Genomic DNA, 15329 nt, shown 5'->3' with positions numbered 1-15329 from the left:
GAAACCTAAATATCGTTTGTTTATGTCTATATTACGGAGGCGGGTCACGGGCGGCTTAGCGCAGCGCCTGCGCGCATTCAGCCACCAGCGCGGGTCCGCGATAGATGAAGCCGGTATAGAGCTGCACCAGCGAAGCACCTGCCGCGAGCTTGGCGCGCGCATCTTCGCCCGAGAAAATCCCGCCCACGCCGATGATCGGCACCGTTTCGCCGACTTCGGCGCGCAGCTTGCGGATCACTTCGTTCGACGCGTCGAACACGGGCTTGCCCGACAGGCCGCCGGCTTCATCGCCGTATTGCATACCGGTGACGGCGGTGCGCGACAGCGTGGTGTTGGTGGCGATCACGCCTTCGAACTTGTGGCGCAACAGCGTATCGGCGATCGATTTGATCTGCTCGTCGTCGAGATCCGGCGCGATCTTCAGGGCGAGCGGCACCAGCTTGCCGTGCATGTCGGCCAGACGCTGCTGCTTGTCCTTAAGCGCCGCGAGCAGCGCGTCGAGTTCGCCCGCGCCTTGCAACTGGCGCAGATTCTTCGTATTCGGCGACGAGATGTTGACCGTCACGTAGCTCGCGAACGGGTACACGCGTTCGAGGCAGTACAGATAGTCTTCGGCGGCGCGCTCGATCGGCGTGTCGGCGTTCTTGCCGATGTTCAGCCCGAGAATGCCGCGATAGCGCGCGGCCTGCACGTTCTGGACGAACTGGTCGACACCCGCATTGTTGAAGCCCATCCGGTTGATCACGGCATTCGCCTCGGGCAGGCGGAACATGCGCGGACGCGGGTTGCCCGGCTGCGCGCGCGGCGTGACCGTGCCCACTTCAATGAAGCCGAAGCCGAGCGCCGCCAGACCGTCGATGCACGCGCCGTCCTTGTCGAGGCCCGCGGCGAGCCCGACCGGGTTACGGAACGTCAGCCCCATCACGGTGCGTGGCGAATCCGGCACACGTGGCGCGAGCGCGCCGGCAAGGCCGGTGCGGCCCGCGGCGCCGAGCATGCGCAAAGTCAGGTGGTGAGCGTCTTCCGCGTCCATGCGAAAGAGTTGGGCGCGTACGAGCGGGTAGAGGGAACTGAACACGGGACGAAGCCGGGCGGCCGGAAAATGGGAACCCGCCATTTTACCGGCTTTGGGGCATTAATGAGACTAACTGGTAGGGACCGTTATGGCCACGTTGTGGCCACCTTCGGGTTACCTTATGGCCGGGGTTAAGGCCGCAGCGGCCCGCGCCGACCCTGAATCGCCAGATCGACCGGCGGCAGATCGATGCTGGTTGGATCGAGCACCTTCCAGACACCGTCGATCAAACCTTCGAGCGGCCGGAAATTCGCCTTGTACGCCATCTTCGGGCTCTCGCGAATCCAGTAGCCGAGGTACACGTAGGGCAGCTTGAGGCTTTTCGCCTGCTCGATCTGCCAATAGATGTTGTAGGTGCCGAAGCTGGTGTGCGGCAGTCCCGGTTCGAAGAACGTGTACACCGACGAGAGCCCGTCGCCGAGGATGTCGATCATGCTGATCATGCGCAGAATGCCCGGTGCTGACGGATGGTCCGGCAGCGGCTCGCGGAATTCGACCAGCCGCGAGTTGATCCGGCTCTGCAGCAGGAACTGTTCGTACTGGTCGCGGCTGTCGCGGTCCATGCCGCCGCCGGCATGCCGCGCCGATTGATAGCGCATATAGAGCGCGTAGTGCTCTTCGTCGTAATGCAGCGGGGCAACCGTTGCGATCAGCTCGCCGTGCTTCTTCCACACCCGGCGTTGCGTGCGGTTCGCCTCGAAATGATCGACCGGCACGCGCACCGGCACGCAGGCGCGGCAGCCATCGCAATACGGGCGGTAGGTGAACACGCCCGAGCGACGGAAGCCGGCTTTGACGAGGTCGGTATAGACGTCGGAGTTGATCAGGTGACTGGGCGTGGCGACTTGCGAACGCGCGATGCGTCCATCCAGATAACTGCAGGGATAGGGCGCCGTTGCATAAAATTGCAGCGCCGAAAGCGGAGAAAGAGGCAGCTCGTTGGGATGAGTCACGTTGGCAGCTCTCGAAGCGTCTCTGGTATTGCAAACCCGGCGCCTTGCGGTTTGAAACCCGCGGCTCGTGACCCGCGGCTCGGTTGGCGACGGATCCGGATTCGGCCTGATTTTTCCTACGCCGCCGGCGCTACGACATCGTGCAAGACGGTCTTGTCGAAACGCCAGGGAATCGGCGGTGCATCGACAGACGCGCGAACATGCGCGATGAACGCTTTGCGCGCTATCTCGCGACCGCCCAGCGACGCCAGATGCGACGTGTTCTGCTGGCAGTCTATCATTTCTATTTCGTGACAGCGCAAGTGTCCGACAAGCGCGGCCAGCGCCATTTTCGACGCATCGGTGACCTCCGCGAACATCGATTCGCCGAAGAACATCCGGCCGAACGACACCCCGTACAAACCGCCTACGCGTTTGCCTTCGAACCAGGTTTCGATGCTGTGTGCATCGCCGACCCGGTGCAGCGACGAATACGCTTCGACGACATCCGCGGTGATCCACGTGCCGCGCTGGCCGCGTCGCGGCGCCTGCGCACAGGCGCGCATAACAGCTGCAAAATCATGGTCGACACGGATTTCCCACGCGTCCTCGCGCAGCACGCGCTTGAGCGTTTTACGCAGTGACGGCGATAGTTTGAACTCGGCGGGGCGCAGGATCATGCGCGGATCAGGACTCCACCACAGCACCGGCTGGCCGTCCGAATACCAGGGGAAGATGCCGCGCCGATAGGCGTCGATCAGCCGCGACGGCAGCAGGTCGCCGCTGGCGGCGAGCAGGCCGGGTGCGCCGCTTGCCGCGCCGAGCGCGCGCTCGACGGAGGGAAACGGATCGTCAGGTCCGAGCCAGGGAACCATGCGCGCCGCTCAACCTTCGCGCAGCGAGCGGAAGATGTCGCCCGTATGCAGCCCGAAGCTGCCGGCGGCACGGTCGGCGAAAAAGAAACGCAAAGTCTGGCCGACGGTGGGGAAGGCGATCTCGTCCCACGGAATGTCGTGTTCCTCGAAGAGTTTCACTTCGAGGCTTTCTTCGCCGGCGGCGATGTCGAGATCGAGCAGGCGCGCCATATAGAACAGATGCACCTGATGCACGTGCGGCACGTTCAACAGCGAGAACAGGCTCTGCACCTCGACGCGGGCGCCGGCTTCTTCCAGCGTTTCGCGCGAAGCCGCTTCGGCGGTGGTTTCACCCATTTCCATGAAGCCTGCCGGCAGCGTCCAGTAGCCGTAGCGCGGTTCGATCGCGCGACGGCACAGCAGCACTTTGTCGTCCCAGACCGGGACGGTGCCGACCACGTTGCGCGGATTCTGATAATGCACCGTACCGCAACTTCCACACACGAAGCGCTCGCGGTTGTCACCCGGCGGAATGCTCAGGCTGACGCCGTGGCCGCAGACAGAACAGAATTTCATAGGAAGGGGACGAGAAAGGGTGATGGGAGTTTATCACTGGGGCGAGCTTTGTCGGGAGCGGGCCATGACGGTGTGGGCCAGTCGGTGTGGGGTGGGGAATTTCGCTGATCAGGCGCCCGTCGATGCGACGGCATTGCGAATACTGTGGAGGAAAAATGCGGATATGTTTGGAGTCCGGATCAACGGGCACGAGCGGGCGTCAGCGCACGCAGCCGCGAGGCGGAAAACGGGAGACAGAAAACAAAAAAGGCCTGCCGGTTGGGCAAGCCTTTGAAGTTTTTCGACGTCTTCGAACCGATTTAGCTACTTAAGCGCTACTTGGTTGCGGGGGTAGGATTTGAACCTACGACCTTCGGGTTATGAGCCCGACGAGCTGCCAGACTGCTCCACCCCGCGTCCGTCGAAGAAAAGATTATAGAACAAAGCGGCGACCAGCGCAATAGCTTGTTAAGAACCGGCTTCAATGCGCGCCGCTGCGGGCGAACTTCAAAGCGGAACGCCAAAGCGCAGCGGCCTCCAAAGTCGCGGCGTGCATTGCCGGCGTCGTATGCCGGAAGGCCTGCGTTGCACGCTGCGCTAGAATCCAGGTTCTCTTCGCGCGCCGGGATGCATGTGCAACGGCCTGCGCTTCACTTCTTACCTTGTTCAGAACTCCATGGATATCGCTCACGATCTACAGGTGATTGCCGCTCAGGAACAAGCGCTGGTGTTCCCGCAATTCGATGCCGACCGCGCATGGCAGATCGGCGCCTATCTGCACGAAGTCGCGAAAGCACGCGGCATTGCCGCGGCTATCGACGTGCGCACATTCGGTCAGCCGCTGTTCTTCAGCTTGCTCGAGGGCGCGACGCCGGACAACGTCGACTGGGCGCGTCGCAAGGGCAACACGGTCGCGCATTTCCGGCGCAGTTCGTATGCGATCGGTTTGAAGATGCAACAGGCAGGCAGCACGCTCGCCGACAAGCACGGCTTGCCGGTCACGGAATATGCGTCCCATGGCGGCGCGTTTCCACTGACGGTGGCGGGCGCCGGCGTGATCGGCTCGATCACGGTGTCCGGTTTGCCGCAACGCGCCGATCATGAGCTGGTGGTGGAAGCGCTGTGCGCGCACCTCGGCCACGACTACAGCAAGCTCGCGCTTGCAAAGGCCTGAGGCGATGCGGATGCCGCCTTATGCGTTGCTCGCCATTGCGATCGTTGCCGAAGTCATCGCGACCTCCGCCATGCGGGCCTCGGAAGGTTTTTCGCGGCTGCTGCCCGCAGCGGTCGTGGTGATCGGCTACGGCATCGCGTTCTATTGCCTGTCGCTCACGCTGAAGACTATTCCGGTGGGCATCGTCTACGCAGTGTGGTCAGGCGCCGGCATCGTGCTGATTACGCTGGTCGCGGTCGTGATGTACCGGCAAGTGCCGGACGTGCCGGCCATCATCGGGCTCGGGCTGATCATTGCCGGGGTCGCCGTGCTGAACATGTTCTCGAAGATGCAGGCGCACTGAGCGCTCATTGAGCGTCCACTGAGCGTTACTTGCAGCGCACGATCATCGAACGGTTTTTCACGTTAGCCGATACGACGTTCGTGACGCTGCCGCCCGCGGCGCCGCCTTCGTCGTTGTCTTTCGACACGATGTCGTAGCCGGTTGCGCCACACGCCTTGCCGGCCTGCACGTAGCAGGAGGCCCAACTGGACGCGGCGTCGGCGCCGCTGCAGTTCACCGCAAAACCCGTCTGGCCGTTCGGCAGATTGATCAGCGAGGTGGTGTTCGACGATGCGCAGCCCGCGAGACCCGCGCCGAGCAGCACGGCGGCGGGCAGCGCGGCAGACAGGGACGCCCTGCGGACGAGAGCAAGCGCGGCGCTGCTGGGTAGGAAGCGGCCGGAGCGGCGCAGTTGCGTCATGAAATGCATCGTGATGTTTCCTTTCAAATAGGTATCGAGGCTCGCCACACACACGGGGCGTGTGCCCATAAGGCTAAGGCGTTTCGATCGTGATGCCTGCCGCGCGGACCAACTGGCGGCTTTCCGAGCCGCTTTCGGTCGCTGCGTCTTCCCAGATGCTGATGGCTTTCGGAATGTCGATGCCATGGCTTTCTGCGTAAGCAAACCAGGTGTTTGCGGCATCCGGTTCAGGCAGTTCGTGGTTCTGCAGGAAATATTTTCCCATACTGTGTTCGCTGACCTCGAAAAGGCGTCACTGCGTCAGCACGGATCGTGCCGATGAACCGGTTCGACCGAAGCAGTCGGCACAAGTGCAATCCGGCGTGTCGATTTGCCTGCGAAGCTTATCGGCATGGGGCGTACGACGTTGATCAGGCGGGCGCTGGAGGCTGGACCGCAGTCCAGTCGCGCGAGTACCATAGCGGGCATATCCGGGGCGGCCGGTACTCCCCGGTGTCCGTTTCCTGCCGGATCCTTCTGATGAGGCGACCATGGAAATTCGGTTTCCCGCGGACGCGCCCGCTTACCGCGACTCCAATCTGACGGTGGTCTTTCGCGCGCTCGTGGACGGCGAACCGGTGCCGTGCGCGATCTCGGTCGAGGCGCTCGAGGATCACTTCGGCGCGTACACCGAGGATCTCGAAGGCTGGATGCGCGCGTTCGACGCCGGACGTCCACACATCGAGGCGGTTGCGCGCGAACATTTGCAGATCAGCAATGGCACGCCTGTGTTGCTCAAGAGCGGCCACTTTCCGCCCGGCAACATGGCGGGCTGATCCGGTTCATTCGCACACGCACAAAAAACGCGCTTTAAAGCCGCTCGCTTGCGAAAGCCGTCCACAATCAGGCCGTTTTCGCGGCGTCCCGTTGCGTGTCCGTATTCGCCGATGCCGCTGCGCGCGCGGCGTCGAACGCATGCCGGATACCGTCTTTGTACGAGGTTTTGGCGATCGGACCGAGCAGTTGTGTCAGTGCCGAGTCGTCAAGCACAACCGGCTCGGTCATCAGGTAGTTCATCTCCACCAGTTCCCGCATCAGCGGATTGAAGAGGCCGAGCACGCGCAGCATGGTCTTGCCGGCCACCATCAGCTTCGGCTCGCGGCCCGCTAGCGCATAAGCCTGTCTCGCCACTTCGCGCTGCGTGATCGTGCCCGTGCCGGCCAGATGCCACCAGCGGCCGTACGCTTCGGGCGTACGTGTGAGTTTCTCGACCACTGGTCCGATATCCGGCAGGTAGATGAATTCGTGCTGCACATCCACCGGCCCGATCACCTGCGCGCGCTTGCCGTGCGCCGCGCCCTCGAATATGCCGTTGATCAGACTGCGTTCGATGCAGTGACCGTAGAAATCCGGCAGGCGCAGCACCAGCGTCGACAAACTGGTAGACCCGCTCGCGCGCCCGTGTGCCGCCAGCACCAGTTTTTCCTGCTCGAGCCGCATCTTGCCTTTGAACGTATGGGGCTCACGCGGATGATTTTCGCTAATCGGATTGCCGCGCGCGCGGCCGTACGGATACACGGTGCCGATCAGAATGAAGCGTTCGACGCCTGCCGCCGTCACGCCGTCGAGGGTTTTTTGCATGAGTGGCGGATGCGAGGCGAACTGATCGTAGGGCACGCCCACCAGATAGATCACCGTCTGCAAACCGGCCGCCGCGGCGCTGATCGAAGCCGGGTCGTCCGGATTCCACGTGACGATTTCCGCATGCGGGTCGTGGCCGAAGGCCGCCTCGAGCGGCGCGCGCGAGCGGCCGACTACCCGGTAATCACGGCCCGCCGCGCTCAGCGCCGCCCCGATGATTTGACCGGCGGCGCCCGCGGCGCCGAATAAACCTACTTTCCCTGTAGCTTGCATGAACGACTCCTGAAGACGGCGCCGTATTGCGCCTGGGTGAGCTTGTCTGATCGATGAGAATTTAGTGAACACCGTTCAGTAAACAGTGTTCAGTTTAATTTGACATTTCAGTTTGTCAAGCCGAAAATGCCCGGCATGGGAATCGTCGAACGAAAAAGCCGCCAGAAACAGGCGCTGCGCGAGCGCATCCTCGATGCAGCGCGGCGCATCGTGATGCGCGAAGGCTTCGCTGCGCTGTCAATGCGCAAGATTGCCGACGCCATCGAGTATTCACCCGCCACGCTGTACCTTCACTTCGCGAGCCGCGATGAAATTGCGCAGGCCTTGTGTGCGGAAGGTTATGCGCAATTGCTGGCCACCTTCGTGCCGCTCGCGCAGATCGCCGATCCGGCTGAGCGCTTGAAGGCGCTCGGGCGTGCTTATGTGGCATTCGGTGTTGCTCATCCGGAAACCTATCGGCTGATCTTCATGGAAGACCCGAGCTACACAGGCGCGGCGCTGGGCGGCGCGGCTGCCGCGGCTGGTAAGGGTGCGGGTGGGGCGGTGGCTGCCGTGGCGGATGCAGGGGTGACCGCCGCGAGCGAAGCGGTGGAAACCACGGCCGCTGGGACAACGGCCGCAGGAACAACCGCGGCGGCTTCCACCGCGTCCGGAAAAGCGAATCTTGCGCCTGCGAAACCGGACGACGATCCCGGCGACGCCGCGTTACACATCATGCTCCGCGCCCTCGAAGAGTTGAAAGCAGCAGGGCGCTTGTCCGCATCGATGGACGTGGCCGTGTGGGCGGAGGCGTTCTGGGCGACCCTGCACGGCATCGTCGCGCTCAACCTCACATGCCCTGTGTTTCCGAGCGCGCCGCTGGATACGGTGGTGGGTGTCGCGCTCGATACCTGGCTGGGCATGCAACCCGCCGGGCAGTCGCAAGGCGCCGCAAAATCCACGCGTGCCGGCAAGAAAAAGTCTGCTGAAGCGCCAGCGGAATTGCACGCAGAAGCGCACTCAGAAGCGCACGCAGAATCGCCCGCTGAGACGGGCGTCAAACCCGCCACCAAGCCCAAAGCCGCGAGCGCGTGATAACGTTCAGTTCCGATTCATTTCGCGCCATCGCGCTTCGCTCTCCATGTCTATTTCCGCCTCGCCCGCCGTCAGCGACGAAGTCGCGACTTACGTAGCCAACCGCATCGGTTTCATCGAACTGGAGAGGCCGAAGGCGCTCAATGCGCTGTCGACCGGCATGATTCGCGCGATGCACGCTGCGCTCGATCAGTGGCGCGAAAATTCCGACGTGCTTGCCGTGGTGGTGCGCAGCCAGCATCCGCGCGCGTTCTGCGCGGGCGGCGATGTCCGCTTTCTGTACGAGTCGGCGCAGCGCGGCGAGCATGATGCGCGCGATATCTTTTTCACTGAGGAATACCGGCTCAATCACGCGATTTTCACTTACCCGAAGCCGTATATCGCCTTGACGAACGGTGTCGTGATGGGCGGCGGCATGGGGATTTCGCAGGGCGCGCATCGTACCGGCGGCCTGCGGGTGGTGACGAACTCCACGAAGATGGCGATGCCCGAGACCCGCATTGGCCTCTTTCCCGATGTCGGCGCGAGCTGGTTTCTGGCGCGCACGCCGGGCGCGCTCGGCCGCTATCTGGCGGTCACGGGCGAGACGATCGGCGCAGCAGACGCACTCTACGCAGGTCTAGCCGACGCCTATATCGACGACGCGGCATTGCCCGCGCTAGCCGATACATTGCGCAGCGAGCCGTTCGAACGTGGTGCAGACGTGGTGGCGAGCATCGAGCGTGAGGCCGCTAAGCATCAGGTCGTACCAGAACCCCACGCTTCACTGCTAGCGAGCACGCGAGCGTTGATCGACCGGCATTTCGCGTTGCCTGACATGACGCAGATTCTCGCGTCGCTGGAGCAGGAACGGGAGCACGGCGGCGATTCGGCCGATTGGGCTGAGCAGACGATTGCCGTGTTGCGCGAACGTTCGCCGTTGTCGATGGCCGTGTCGCTGGAAGTGGTGACGCGCGCGGAGGGTTCGATGGCGGACGTGCTGCGCGGCGATCTCGATCTGACGCGCACGTGCTTCGCGCAAGGCGACACAATCGAAGGGATTCGCGCGCGCATCATCGATAAGGACAACGCGCCACGCTGGCGTTTTGCGCGTATCGAAGACGTGAGCGCCGCCGACGTGGCGAAGATGTTCGAAAGCCCGTGGCCGGCAAACGAACACCCGTTGCGAGATCTGCGAGGTTAAGCAGACACCAGGAAGACGCTCAGTCTTCGTCTTCGCTCGCCATGAATGCGCGCATGAACACCAGCGCGCCCCAGCCCCACATCGCGTTCGCCGCGAAACCCACCGCGAGGCGCGGCAGCATGTTGCCGCTCGGCCAGATGCCGCGCAACGGATCGACCACAAACACGCTCGCCGCCGTCAACGCAAGGCCGCCGAACACGAAGGCGGGCACCCACGGCGCGCGGCGTCCCGGCGCAACGCGCAACAGCCACGCCATCAGCACAGCCCAGAATGCGCTCCAGATCGCGTTCGCAATAAACTCCGGCAGCCCGAGCGGCAAAAACGGCGCGGTCGAAAAACCGGTAGGGTCGATCAGACCGGCTGCGTGCAGCAGCGCCAGAGTCGATTCATGAAAGAACAGGGAAGCCAGAAAACCGGCGATGAACGGCAGGATGAGTTTTTGCATGCATTGCACCGCGAGAGATCAGGCGGCGTGGTTCACGCGGCCTGCACCGGATTATTGGAAACGTAGCGCCATTATATATAGGGGTGCCCGGCTTCCAGCGTAGGTAAGGCGCAACATCCGTATGCTTTAGCGTCGGGCTAATCACGAAAGTGGAAAACCTAAGCTAAAAAAAATCGTTCAAAAGCCGCGCCCCGATCCATAGACTGTTTCTCCATGCAGACGGTGTTTGCCGCCGTCGCCCATTTAATCGAGCGCATCACGCGCACGTCTGGTCGAGGGAAGCCGTCGCGATGTCCTGCCTGATGCCGATCTTCAGCCGCTCCATGGCACACACGCGCTTGCGGATGCGCTGTCGGAGCTAGTCCGCGCCTCGCCGCAGTTTTTCCGTTCCTTTTTGCGCTTGCATCTCCGGCTTTCGTACCGGATGGATGTGCGCGACCAGCGGCGCGCGGCCGGCGTGTGCACTTTCACTCGACGCACCGTTTCCATTCAATCCAGTTTCGAACAAGCAGGAGCAGCAAATGAATGTGTTCTGGTTCATTCCGACTCACGGCGACAGCCGCTATCTCGGTACGTCCCAAGGCGCACGCGCAGCGGATTACGACTACTTCCAGCAGATCGCCGTCGCCGCCGATACGTTGGGCTACGAGGGCGTGCTGCTGCCGACCGGCCGTTCGTGCGAAGACGCATGGGTCGTCGCGTCCAGCCTGATCGCCGCGACCAAACGTCTGAAGTTTCTGGTGGCGATCCGTCCGGGCATCTCATCGCCGGGTCTGGCGGCGCGCATGGCGGCGACCTTCGACCGTCTGTCGAATGGGCGTCTCTTGATCAACGTCGTGACAGGTGGTGATTCGGCTGAACTGGAAGGCGACGGCGTGTTCGTCGATCACGACACGCGCTATGAAATCACCGACGAATTCCTGCATATCTGGCGCAAGTTGCTGACCGCCGCACATACCAACGACGCGATCGATTTCAACGGCGAGCATCTGGTCTCGAAGGGTGGCAAGGCGCTGTATCCGCCGGTGCAGAACCCGCATCCGCCGCTGTGGTTCGGCGGTTCGTCGGCGGCTGCGCACGACATCGCGGGCGATCACATCGACACGTATCTAACGTGGGGCGAACCGCCCGCAGCCGTCGCGAAGAAGATCACCGACATTCGCGCTCGCGCTGAAGCGCGTGGCCGCAAGATCAAGTTCGGCATTCGCTTTCACGTCATCGTGCGCGAAACCGAAGAAGAAGCATGGGCCGCCGCCGACAAGCTGATCAGCAAGCTCGACGACGAAACCATTTCCCGTGCGCAGGCTTCGTTCTCGAAGATGGATTCCGAAGGACAGCGCCGCATGGCCGCGTTGCACGGCGGCAAGCGCGGTGGACGCGCGGAACTCGAGGTGTATCCGCATCTGTGGGCGGGCGTCGGTCTCGTGCGCGGTGGTGCTGGGACGGCGCTGGTCGGCAATCCCGAGCAGGTGGCCGCGCTGATGAACGAGTACGCGGCGCTCGGTATCGACACGTTCATCCTGTCCGGCTATCCGCATCTCGAAGAGTCGTATCGCTTCGCCGAATTGGTGTTCCCGTTGCTGCCGGGCCATCAAAGCAAGGTCGCGGGCGGTCCGCTGTCGGGGCCGTTCGGCGAGATCGTCGGCAACAACTATCTGCCGAAGGCGGCAAGTTCGAGCTGAGCGCTTGCGCCCGGTTCGGCAATGACGCCCATCGATAAGCAACGAGGACAATCATCATGGCTCAATCCACTGTGAGTGAGGAACGAGGCACACAGGCAGGCTCGGGCGCGGCTTTCAGCGCGGGCCTCGTCGGCGCATTGCGCCGCATCGGCGCGCCTCTGGCGCCGTGGCTCGTGCCGCTGGCGATTCTGCTGGCGTGGGAATTCGCCGCGCGCAGCGGCATTCTCTCGACGCGTGTGCTGCCCGAACCGCTCGCGGTCGTGAAGGCCGCGTGGTCGCTGATCCAGTCCGGCGAAATGTGGGCGGACGTGAAGGTCAGCACGTGGCGCGCGGTGTCGGGCTTTACGATCGGCGGCGGCATCGGACTCGTGCTCGGCCTTGCCACGGGTCTCTTCAAACCCGCTGAAATCGCGCTCGATTCGACTGTGCAGATGGTCCGCAACATTCCCGCGCTGGCGATGATTCCGCTCGTGATCCTGTGGTTCGGTATCGAGGAAGAGGCGAAGGTGTTTCTCGTCGCACTGGGTGTGTTTTTCCCGGTCTATGTGAACACGTTTCACGGTATCCGTTCGGTGGATGCCAACCTGATCGAGATGGCGCGCAGTTATGGCGTGAAGGGTTTTTCGCTGTACCGGCATGTGATTTTGCCGGGGGCGTTGCCGTCGATTCTGGTCGGCGTGCGGTTCGCGTTCGGGCTGATGTGGGTCACGCTGATCGTCGCTGAAACCATTTCCGCGCAGTCGGGCATCGGCTACATGACGATGAACGCACGCGAATTCCTGCAAACCGATGTGGTGGTAGTGGGCATCCTGCTGTACGCGGCACTCGGCAAACTTGCCGACGTGCTGGCCAAGAGTCTCGAGCGTGTATCGCTGCGTTGGCATCCTGCCTATCAACGAGGAGCGAAAACATGAGCGCAACGACATTGTCGACCTCGTTCGGCGGCATCGCGGGCAGCGATCTCGAAGCCGAACTGGCGCAACCGCGCACTGTCGATCATGACGCGGATGAGGCTGCCGGCTTCGACCGTGCGGATTCGGCGCACGATCGCCAGCGCGTGGGCGTCGTGCCTTCGGCGACCGGTGCATCGGCGCGCAACGACGCACGCCGCTCTGGCGATTTTTCGGTCGAATTGCGCGGCGTCGGCAAGCAGTACGGCGAGCGCACGGTGCTGTCCGATTTTGATCTGTCGATCGAGCGCGGCAGTTTCGTGGCGATCGTTGGCCGCAGCGGCTGCGGGAAATCGACTTTGCTGCGCCTGGTGGCGGGTCTGGAGAAGGCCACCTCGGGCGTGCTCGAAAAGCGCGCCGAAGACGGCCAGCCGCTCGACACGCGCATCATGTTCCAGGACGCGCGGCTCCTGCCCTGGAAGAGCGTGCTGCAAAACGTGATGCTCGGCCTCGGCCGCAGCGCCCGTGAAGATGCGCGCGCCGTGCTCGACGAAGTTGGCTTGCTGGAGCGCGCCAACGACTGGCCCGCGCAGCTCTCCGGTGGTCAGCGTCAGCGTGTGGCACTGGCGCGGGCGCTGGTGCATCGGCCGCAATTGCTGCTGCTGGACGAACCGCTCGGCGCGCTCGACGCGTTGACGCGCATCGAAATGCACGCGCTGATCGAACGGCTGTGGCGCGAACATCAATTTACCGCGCTGCTGGTGACGCACGACGTGCATGAGGCCGTCGCGCTCGGCGACCGGATTCTGCTGATCGAAGAAGGGCGCATCGCGCTCGATCAGCCGGTGCCGCTGGCGCGCCCACGGGCGCGTGCGTCGGCCGGTTTTGCAGCGCTGGAAGAACATGTGTTGCAACGCGTACTGAAGACGGCGCCGAACGACGACGCACTGTCCCATCGCGCTTACGACGCACGTGACGAGGGCCGCCTCACGCGGCGGCCGACAGACGTCCGCTGGGCCGTCTGACACCCCTTGACTGACTGTTTTCAATCGCTTTTCTGGAGTCACTCGACATGAGCATTTCCGCAATCAACGTACGCAATCAGTTCAAAGGCAAGGTCAAGGAAATCATCCGCGGGCCGGTGGTGTCCGAGGTCGATGTGGACACGCCGTTCGGTATCGTCACCTCGGTGATCACCACACGTTCGGTCGACGAACTCGACCTGAAGGTCGGCTCGGAAGTGGTCGCGCTGGTGAAGTCGACGGAGGTGTCGATCGCTCGTCTGTAAGCGCGCGAGGGCACTAGTCGCATTGATCGCATCTTCACGCGCGCCGACGCTATTTTGCGTTGGCGCCGCTTCGCTTGATCTCATCCTCCTTGCCGATACCACTTGCCGGTTTGTTGCCGCCACGCATCCATACGGCACCACGCAACCCGCATGCCTCAACGCGCCCCTGCGTGCCCCCGCAAAACTTGCTACGATGAATTGAGCACCACGACGGAGACGGCCATGTCGAAGTCATTAAGTCCGGAAGCGGTTGAAGCGTTGCGGCGCCTGAACGATGTCGGCGTCGGACAGCCCATGCCGAAGTTTGAGCAATCCGTCACGGCGGAGTTGCTGACGAACGGGCTTGCCGCCGAAGCAAGCGGCGGCGAAGTCGAAATCACCTGTAGCGGCCGGCAGTACCTTTCTGGCGATTGCGACTGATCGTCAGGCGAGGGCGGGCCGGTGCATGCTCCGAGCCGCAACGACGGCCCGGTGGAAAGGCGCGGCCGCCGACATTCAAGGGCACGCAAGACACCAAGGAGGCGATCATGGAGCCGAAAGGCCTCGACATGGGCGACTACCAGGAGCGCTATCAGGACTACGAGATTGAAGTCGCGGTCGAACAGGTGCTCACCGGTGTCAAAGCGCATTTTCGGGTGTTGCGCAACGACGCGGTGGTGGTCGACTGGCGGCTCGTGCATATCGACACGCTATGGTCCACTGAGCATGCCGCGGCCCTGGCGGGCTTCAAGGCGGCGCGGGAAACGATCGATGCTGGCCTCACCACGTAGCCACAAGCGCGCGAGCCGGCGAGCGCATTCAATTAAGCTGACGATCTTTCGACTTGCTGGAGACGGTCGATCCGTTCGGCAACCGGATTCGTTTTTGCGAATCGCCGAACAAGGATATGCGTGGGGCGTGATGAACCAGTGGCAGGGGCTTGACGCCGCGGTCGCGGCCGTCGTGTAAACGGAACCGGGCGCCGGCATGCATTGCATTCGCGGCGCCCAGTTCGGCTGCCGTCTTGTGAACGGCAACCTTCAACGGCGACAGATTAGTGGCCGAAGAAAACCGATTGCGGGCCCGACGAAGCCGGTGCACGCGTACCCGATTGCGACGACACGTTGTTCACGCCACCGTATGCGTTCGACTCGGCATTAGCGCGTTCAGCCGCGACGGTTTGTGCGCTCTGGCCTTGTTGCGAAGCCGGTGCGCCGACCGACGGACGGTAGAACGGTGCCGGGCCGTAGCCGCTAGCGAATGCGGGAGCGGCGATCGAGGCAGAAACAGCAACCAACAGGGCGGCGATGAGCTTGGTCTTCATGGTGTGACTCCGATAAGTTTCGATTTCATTTCAGGAAGGCGTCGCAGGGGCCGGTGAGGTGTGTCTGCAACGTCGATGGAAGGCAGTGTATACCCCTACTATTGAAAATTTGTACCGATAATCTGAAATTACTATTCTCGGTATTGAAATAATCGGTCGGAGGGTTATGCGACAGGCGTCAGCGGTGGTCTGCCCCCGTCTGTCAAGCGGTTTTGGCGGTCAAAGACCGGGTTGGGAG

20 protein-coding genes and 1 tRNA gene are annotated in these 15329 nt (G+C 62.8%); 11 read left to right on the top strand and 10 right to left on the bottom strand.

The genetic code is table 11. The features are described 5' to 3' along the window. Positions 1–55: 55 nt before the first annotated feature. The 5 genes from FSO04_RS18995 to FSO04_RS18975 all read right to left on the bottom strand — a co-directional run bounded on the left by FSO04_RS18995 (position 56) and on the right by FSO04_RS18975 (position 3833). Entirely contained in the window at positions 56–1033 is a 978-nt protein-coding gene (locus FSO04_RS18995; RefSeq protein WP_233464910.1) for a quinone-dependent dihydroorotate dehydrogenase, read from the bottom strand. Positions 1034–1206: 173 nt separating this feature from the next. Then, positions 1207–2028 (bottom strand): arginyltransferase, encoded by an 822-nt coding sequence (locus tag FSO04_RS18990; protein WP_168435741.1) that lies wholly within the window; start codon positions 2026–2028, stop codon positions 1207–1209. Positions 2029–2144: 116 nt separating this feature from the next. Then, the gene (gene aat / locus FSO04_RS18985) at positions 2145–2882 is read right to left on the bottom strand and encodes a leucyl/phenylalanyl-tRNA--protein transferase (RefSeq protein WP_154561345.1); all 738 of its coding nucleotides are present in this window, start codon (positions 2880–2882) and stop codon (positions 2145–2147) included. A 9-nt stretch (positions 2883–2891) separates the two neighbouring features. Beyond that, the gene (locus FSO04_RS18980; protein WP_097392281.1) at positions 2892–3437 is read right to left on the bottom strand and encodes an NUDIX hydrolase; all 546 of its coding nucleotides are present in this window, start codon (positions 3435–3437) and stop codon (positions 2892–2894) included. Between the two features lie 319 nt (positions 3438–3756). After that, positions 3757–3833 (bottom strand) — tRNA-Met (locus FSO04_RS18975). A 259-nt stretch (positions 3834–4092) separates the two neighbouring features. On the opposite strand from FSO04_RS18975, the gene FSO04_RS18970 reads away from it, so the two are divergent. Both FSO04_RS18970 and FSO04_RS18965 read left to right on the top strand, forming a co-directional pair. Beyond that, positions 4093–4590, top strand: a complete 498-nt coding sequence (locus FSO04_RS18970; RefSeq protein WP_154561343.1) for a heme-degrading domain-containing protein — start codon at positions 4093–4095, stop codon at positions 4588–4590. Positions 4591–4600: 10 nt separating this feature from the next. After that, complete coding sequence (locus FSO04_RS18965) at positions 4601–4933, top strand: DMT family transporter (protein WP_372342008.1); 333 nt, start codon at positions 4601–4603, stop codon at positions 4931–4933. Between the two features lie 25 nt (positions 4934–4958). Here FSO04_RS18965 and FSO04_RS18960 read toward each other — a convergent pair whose 3' ends face one another. Both FSO04_RS18960 and FSO04_RS18955 read right to left on the bottom strand, forming a co-directional pair. Continuing rightward, positions 4959–5342, bottom strand: a complete 384-nt coding sequence (locus FSO04_RS18960; protein ID WP_154561456.1) for a hypothetical protein — start codon at positions 5340–5342, stop codon at positions 4959–4961. 64 nt (positions 5343–5406) lie between these two features. Further along, positions 5407–5598 carry a hypothetical protein gene (locus tag FSO04_RS18955; RefSeq protein ID WP_154561339.1) on the bottom strand — a complete coding sequence of 64 codons (192 nt, stop codon included), beginning with the start codon at positions 5596–5598 and terminating at the stop codon, positions 5407–5409. Positions 5599–5863: 265 nt separating this feature from the next. Between FSO04_RS18955 and FSO04_RS18950 the strand changes: the two genes are divergently transcribed. Continuing rightward, entirely contained in the window at positions 5864–6148 is a 285-nt protein-coding gene (locus FSO04_RS18950) for a DUF1488 family protein (RefSeq protein ID WP_154561337.1), read from the top strand. 67 nt (positions 6149–6215) lie between these two features. Here FSO04_RS18950 and FSO04_RS18945 read toward each other — a convergent pair whose 3' ends face one another. Continuing rightward, a complete protein-coding gene (locus tag FSO04_RS18945) occupies positions 6216–7226 on the bottom strand; it encodes an NAD-dependent epimerase/dehydratase family protein (protein ID WP_154561335.1) in 1011 nt (336 codons plus the stop codon). Positions 7227–7361: 135 nt separating this feature from the next. On the opposite strand from FSO04_RS18945, the gene FSO04_RS18940 reads away from it, so the two are divergent. Both FSO04_RS18940 and FSO04_RS18935 read left to right on the top strand, forming a co-directional pair. Further along, positions 7362–8300, top strand: a complete 939-nt coding sequence (locus FSO04_RS18940; RefSeq protein ID WP_154561333.1) for a TetR/AcrR family transcriptional regulator — start codon at positions 7362–7364, stop codon at positions 8298–8300. Positions 8301–8346: 46 nt separating this feature from the next. Beyond that, the gene (locus tag FSO04_RS18935) at positions 8347–9483 is read left to right on the top strand and encodes an enoyl-CoA hydratase/isomerase family protein (RefSeq protein WP_154561331.1); all 1137 of its coding nucleotides are present in this window, start codon (positions 8347–8349) and stop codon (positions 9481–9483) included. Between the two features lie 19 nt (positions 9484–9502). Here the strand turns inward: FSO04_RS18935 and FSO04_RS18930 are convergent, their stop codons facing one another. Further along, positions 9503–9928, bottom strand: coding sequence for a hypothetical protein (locus FSO04_RS18930; protein ID WP_154561329.1), 426 nt, complete (start codon positions 9926–9928; stop codon positions 9503–9505). Between the two features lie 521 nt (positions 9929–10449). Between FSO04_RS18930 and ssuD the strand changes: the two genes are divergently transcribed. The 6 genes from ssuD (at position 10450) to FSO04_RS18900 (ending at position 14558) form a co-directional block, all read left to right on the top strand. Beyond that, positions 10450–11610 carry an FMNH2-dependent alkanesulfonate monooxygenase gene (ssuD, locus tag FSO04_RS18925; protein WP_154561327.1) on the top strand — a complete coding sequence of 387 codons (1161 nt, stop codon included), beginning with the start codon at positions 10450–10452 and terminating at the stop codon, positions 11608–11610. Between the two features lie 56 nt (positions 11611–11666). Next, positions 11667–12524, top strand: a complete 858-nt coding sequence (gene ssuC, locus FSO04_RS18920) for an aliphatic sulfonate ABC transporter permease SsuC (protein ID WP_154561325.1) — start codon at positions 11667–11669, stop codon at positions 12522–12524. Next, a complete protein-coding gene (locus FSO04_RS18915; protein WP_154561323.1) occupies positions 12521–13525 on the top strand; it encodes an ATP-binding cassette domain-containing protein in 1005 nt (334 codons plus the stop codon). The genes ssuC and FSO04_RS18915 overlap by 4 nt, the downstream gene beginning before the upstream one ends. 47 nt (positions 13526–13572) lie before the next feature. Then, on the top strand, positions 13573–13788 hold the full coding sequence (locus FSO04_RS18910) for a TOBE domain-containing protein (RefSeq protein WP_011488137.1): 216 nt from the start codon (positions 13573–13575) through the stop codon (positions 13786–13788). Between the two features lie 222 nt (positions 13789–14010). Next, complete coding sequence (locus FSO04_RS18905; protein WP_054034588.1) at positions 14011–14208, top strand: hypothetical protein; 198 nt, start codon at positions 14011–14013, stop codon at positions 14206–14208. A gap of 107 nt (positions 14209–14315) precedes the next feature. After that, positions 14316–14558 carry a DUF6566 family protein gene (locus FSO04_RS18900; RefSeq protein ID WP_154561321.1) on the top strand — a complete coding sequence of 81 codons (243 nt, stop codon included), beginning with the start codon at positions 14316–14318 and terminating at the stop codon, positions 14556–14558. A gap of 263 nt (positions 14559–14821) precedes the next feature. Here FSO04_RS18900 and FSO04_RS18895 read toward each other — a convergent pair whose 3' ends face one another. Then, positions 14822–15091 carry a hypothetical protein gene (locus FSO04_RS18895; protein WP_120291432.1) on the bottom strand — a complete coding sequence of 90 codons (270 nt, stop codon included), beginning with the start codon at positions 15089–15091 and terminating at the stop codon, positions 14822–14824. Between the last annotated feature and the right edge of the window lie 238 nt (positions 15092–15329).

It is taken from the genome of Paraburkholderia madseniana (genome assembly GCF_009690905.1).
GTDB lineage: Bacteria > Pseudomonadota > Gammaproteobacteria > Burkholderiales > Burkholderiaceae > Paraburkholderia > Paraburkholderia madseniana.
This window is presented reverse-complemented; position numbering and strand designations above follow the sequence as displayed.

What these genes read in the sequence shown, in the direction of transcription:
- FSO04_RS18995 (WP_233464910.1), bottom strand. Translation starts at nt 1,033, where the DNA reads ATGGACGCGGAAGACGCTCACCACCTGACTTTGCGCATGCTCGGCGCC.
- aat (WP_154561345.1), bottom strand. Translation starts at nt 2,882, where the DNA reads ATGGTTCCCTGGCTCGGACCTGACGATCCGTTTCCCTCCGTCGAGCGC.
- FSO04_RS18980 (WP_097392281.1), bottom strand. Translation starts at nt 3,437, where the DNA reads ATGAAATTCTGTTCTGTCTGCGGCCACGGCGTCAGCCTGAGCATTCCG.
- FSO04_RS18970 (WP_154561343.1), top strand. Translation starts at nt 4,093, where the DNA reads ATGGATATCGCTCACGATCTACAGGTGATTGCCGCTCAGGAACAAGCG.
- FSO04_RS18965 (WP_372342008.1), top strand. Translation starts at nt 4,601, where the DNA reads ATGCCGCCTTATGCGTTGCTCGCCATTGCGATCGTTGCCGAAGTCATC.
- FSO04_RS18960 (WP_154561456.1), bottom strand. Translation starts at nt 5,342, where the DNA reads ATGCATTTCATGACGCAACTGCGCCGCTCCGGCCGCTTCCTACCCAGC.
- FSO04_RS18955 (WP_154561339.1), bottom strand. Translation starts at nt 5,598, where the DNA reads ATGGGAAAATATTTCCTGCAGAACCACGAACTGCCTGAACCGGATGCC.
- FSO04_RS18950 (WP_154561337.1), top strand. Translation starts at nt 5,864, where the DNA reads ATGGAAATTCGGTTTCCCGCGGACGCGCCCGCTTACCGCGACTCCAAT.
- FSO04_RS18945 (WP_154561335.1), bottom strand. Translation starts at nt 7,226, where the DNA reads ATGCAAGCTACAGGGAAAGTAGGTTTATTCGGCGCCGCGGGCGCCGCC.
- FSO04_RS18940 (WP_154561333.1), top strand. Translation starts at nt 7,362, where the DNA reads ATGGGAATCGTCGAACGAAAAAGCCGCCAGAAACAGGCGCTGCGCGAG.
- FSO04_RS18935 (WP_154561331.1), top strand. Translation starts at nt 8,347, where the DNA reads ATGTCTATTTCCGCCTCGCCCGCCGTCAGCGACGAAGTCGCGACTTAC.
- FSO04_RS18930 (WP_154561329.1), bottom strand. Translation starts at nt 9,928, where the DNA reads ATGCAAAAACTCATCCTGCCGTTCATCGCCGGTTTTCTGGCTTCCCTG.
- ssuD (WP_154561327.1), top strand. Translation starts at nt 10,450, where the DNA reads ATGAATGTGTTCTGGTTCATTCCGACTCACGGCGACAGCCGCTATCTC.
- ssuC (WP_154561325.1), top strand. Translation starts at nt 11,667, where the DNA reads ATGGCTCAATCCACTGTGAGTGAGGAACGAGGCACACAGGCAGGCTCG.
- FSO04_RS18915 (WP_154561323.1), top strand. Translation starts at nt 12,521, where the DNA reads ATGAGCGCAACGACATTGTCGACCTCGTTCGGCGGCATCGCGGGCAGC.
- FSO04_RS18910 (WP_011488137.1), top strand. Translation starts at nt 13,573, where the DNA reads ATGAGCATTTCCGCAATCAACGTACGCAATCAGTTCAAAGGCAAGGTC.
- FSO04_RS18905 (WP_054034588.1), top strand. Translation starts at nt 14,011, where the DNA reads ATGTCGAAGTCATTAAGTCCGGAAGCGGTTGAAGCGTTGCGGCGCCTG.
- FSO04_RS18900 (WP_154561321.1), top strand. Translation starts at nt 14,316, where the DNA reads ATGGAGCCGAAAGGCCTCGACATGGGCGACTACCAGGAGCGCTATCAG.
- FSO04_RS18895 (WP_120291432.1), bottom strand. Translation starts at nt 15,091, where the DNA reads ATGAAGACCAAGCTCATCGCCGCCCTGTTGGTTGCTGTTTCTGCCTCG.